Here is a 3,416-nt window from a genome sequence, read left to right as displayed (position 1 = left end):
AAACCGCTGCCCTTCGGCCAGGTCTACTCGACGCTCAGCCGGCTGGCCCGCGACGGCAAGGTGGTGATCAGCGAGGTCGGTCCCGGCGTCGGGCCGGACCGGAAGCAGTATGTGATCACCGAGGTCGGCGCCACCGAGGTCGACCAGTGGCTGGCCCAGCCGGTCGAGCCGGAGCCACACCTGCAGAGCCTGCTCTTCACCAAGGTGGCGCTGGCGCTGATGCTGGAGCGCCCGGCGGAGGAATATCTCGACACCCAGCGCCGCGCCCACTTGCAGCGGATGCGCGAGCTGACCGAGATCAAGCGCGCCGGCGGCCTCGTCGACACGATGCTCGCCGACCACGGCCTCTATCACCTCGAGGCCGACCTGCGCTGGATCGAGGCGACCAGTGCCCGGCTCGACGCTCTGCGAAAGGTGGTGCGGCCGTGACCGTCGCGATCGAGGCACGCGAGGTGGTCTTCTCCTTCGGGCGCACGCCGGCGCTGCGGTCGGCGAACCTCGCCGTCGAGGCCGGCGAGGTGCTGGCCGTGATGGGCCCCAGCGGCTCGGGCAAGTCGACGCTGCTGCACTGCCTGGCCGGGATCCTCGTGCCCGACTCGGGCGAGGTCTGGTTCGACGGCACGCGGGTCGACAAGCTGTCCGAGGAGCGGCGCAGCGCGCTACGCCGCTCGAGCTTCGGGTTCGTGTTCCAGTTCGGACAGTTGGTGCCGGAGCTGACGGTGGTGGAGAACGTCGCGTTGCCGCTGCTGCTCGGCGGGGTCAAGCGGGCCGAGGCACTGCGCCGGGCGAGCGGCTGGTTCGCCCGGCTCGGCCTCGACGGCATGGAGCAGCGCCGGTCCGGTGAGCTCTCCGGCGGGCAGGCGCAGCGCGTCGCCCTGGCCCGCGGGCTGGTGGCCGAGCCGCGGGTGCTCTTCGCCGACGAGCCGACCGGCGCGCTCGACTCACTCACCGGTGAGCAGGTGATGGACCTGCTGGTGGGCGTGGCGCGGGAGCAGGGCACCACGGTCGTGCTGGTCACGCACGAGGCGCGGGTGGCCGCGTACGCCGATCGCGAGGTCATCGTGCGCGACGGCAGAGTGATCGCACCGGACCGGATCGCGTCGTGATCCGCTTCGGCCTGCGTCTCGCCGTCTCCGGCGGACGCGAGGCGCTCACCCGGCTCGTCGTCATCGCGCTCGCCGTCGCCGTCGGCGCGGGCCTGCTGCTGGTCACGCTGGCCGGCGTCAATGCGGTCAACGCCCAGCTCACCCGGTACGGGTCGCTCTATCCGCACGGAACCGCGGCCGAGTCCACGACACACCTGCTGTGGTCGACCCGTGAGGACTTCTTCGACGGCGAACACATCACCCGGGTCGATGTCGCCGCTACCGGGCCCGGCGCGCCGACCCCGATCGGCATCCCGAGGACGCCGGGGCCCGGCCAGTTCTACGCCTCGCCGGCACTCACCGAGATGTTGGCCACGGCGCCGCCCGACCAACTCGGCGACCGCTACCCCGGGCAGAACCTGGGCGTCATCGGCAAGGACGCGCTCGCCTCGCCCGACTCGCTGCTGGTCATCGCCGGCGGCACCCCCCGCGCGGTGGCCGAGCTGCCCCACGCGCAGCGACTGGCCAGTGTGGGCGACAACGTCGCCCCGCTGCCCGAGACGGTCGTGAACTTGATCCTCGGCGTCATCGCCGGCGGACTGCTGTTCCCGGTACTGATCTTCATCGGCACCGCCACCCGGCTCAGCGCCGCGCGCCGGGAGCAACGCTTCGCCGCGCTGCGCCTGGTCGGCGCGACCCCGAGGCAGATCTCGGTGATCGGCGCGACCGAGGCGGCGGTGGCGGCCATCACCGGTGTCGGACTCGGCTTCGCGCTCTTCTACGCATTCCGCGGCCGGCTCGCGTCCGTGCCGTTCACCGGCATGCCGTTCTTCCCAGACGACATGGCCCTGCGACCGCTGGACGCACTCGTGGTCGCCATCGGCGTGCCGGCCGGCGCGGCAGTGGCGGCATGGGTGTCGCTCGCCCGGGTCCGCATCTCGCCGCTCGGCGTCACCCGGCGGGTCACCCCGCGTCCGCCGCGCGCATACCGCCTGATCCCGCTCATCGCCGGGGTCGCCGAGCTGACCTTCATGATCGGCCGCCGGCCGGAGACGTCCGGCGGGCAGACGGCCGCCTTCCTGCCGGGAATCCTGCTCGTCATGATCGGCCTGGTGCTGGCCGGGCCGTGGCTCACCATGGCCGGCGCCCGCCTCATGGCCCGGCGCGCCCGGCGGCCCGCCACCCTCATCGCCGCCCGCCGGCTCGCCGACAACCCCAAGGCCGGCTTCCGGGCGATCAGCGGCATCATGCTCGCGCTCTTCGTGACCACCGTGGCGGTCGGCGTGATCACCTCGATCGTCGCCGAGCGCGGTCCCGCGCTGCTCGGCTCGGCCGACGCCGCCACGCTGACCACAGCGTTCTACAAGGACCAGCCCTCGGTGCCGGCCGCCGTGCTGGAAAAGCTCCGCACGATCCCCGGCGTGCGGACCGCCACGGTCGTCCACACGAACCCGGTCGAGGGCGACGGCGAAGGCGTGATCGCGTGCGCCGACATCCCGCCGCTGTACGGGCGTTGCGCGGCCGGCGCCGACGTGGCCGCGGTGGACAGGAACCTCGTCCCGTGGCGCGAGTCGGTGTCGGCGGCACGGGTCTGGCCCGCCGCGCCGCTCACCCCGGCCGAGGTGGCCGAGCTGCCGGTGGTGTCCATCGTGGTCAGCACCGACGGGTCGACCGCGGCGCTCGAACGCACGCGCACCGAACTCGCGCTCGCATATCCGGATTACTGGGTGGCCGCGAACGCCCCCGGCGAGTTCGAGTCGCCCTTCACCGACCAGCTCCGCGGATGGCAGCAACTGGCCGGCGTCATCATCGTCGCGAGCCTCGTGCTGGGCGGGTGCAGCCTGGCGGTGAGCGCGGCGGGCGGTTTGAGTGAGCGCAAGCGCCCGTTCAGCCTACTGCGCCTGAGCGGCGCGCCGGTCCGCGTCCTGCGCCGGGTGGTCGCCCTGGAGAGCGCCGTCCCGATGCTGACGGTGGCAGCGGTGGCGATCGGCATGGGCTTCCTGACGGCCCAGCTCTTCCTTCGCGCCCAGATGGACTACACCTTGGTGGCGCCGAGCCTCTCCTACTACGCCATGGTGGGCGCGGGCCTGATCGCCTGCCTGGCCATCATCGCCTCCACGATGCCCCTCCTGGAACGCATAACCGGCCCGGAAACCGCCCGCTCCGAATAAAACTTCGACGGGTACGAGCACAGAAGAGCTCACGTGGCACACCGCGAGGTGAGGCGGTGCTCAAGGCCGTGAACGCGACCCTCGCGCAAGCGACCCAAGCGAAAAGTGGTAGCCCACGGACGCATCGGGTGCCTGGATACGCCCGTGGGCTACCACTTTT

At 72.2% G+C, this 3,416-nt stretch carries 3 protein-coding genes; all 3 read left to right on the top strand.

The annotated features are described in order from the left end of the window. A partial coding sequence (locus AB0M20_RS33335) for a PadR family transcriptional regulator (protein WP_364304314.1) occupies nt 1–429 on the top strand: 429 nt, incomplete at its 5' end. Further along, entirely contained in the window at nt 426–1,106 is a 681-nt protein-coding gene (locus tag AB0M20_RS33330; protein ID WP_364304313.1) for an ABC transporter ATP-binding protein, read from the top strand. The genes AB0M20_RS33335 and AB0M20_RS33330, both read left to right, overlap by 4 nt. Next, complete coding sequence (locus AB0M20_RS33325) at nt 1,103–3,256, top strand: FtsX-like permease family protein (RefSeq protein ID WP_364304312.1); 2,154 nt, start codon at nt 1,103–1,105, stop codon at nt 3,254–3,256. Before AB0M20_RS33330 ends, AB0M20_RS33325 begins: the two co-directional genes overlap by 4 nt. Nucleotides 3,257–3,416: the final 160 nt, after the last annotated feature.

Origin of the sequence: Actinoplanes sp. NPDC051633 (assembly GCF_040681735.1) — a bacterium.
In the GTDB taxonomy this organism is placed as follows: domain Bacteria; phylum Actinomycetota; class Actinomycetes; order Mycobacteriales; family Micromonosporaceae; genus Actinoplanes.
The sequence above is the reverse complement of the archived record's forward strand: the minus strand, read 5'-3'. Positions and strand labels throughout refer to the sequence as shown.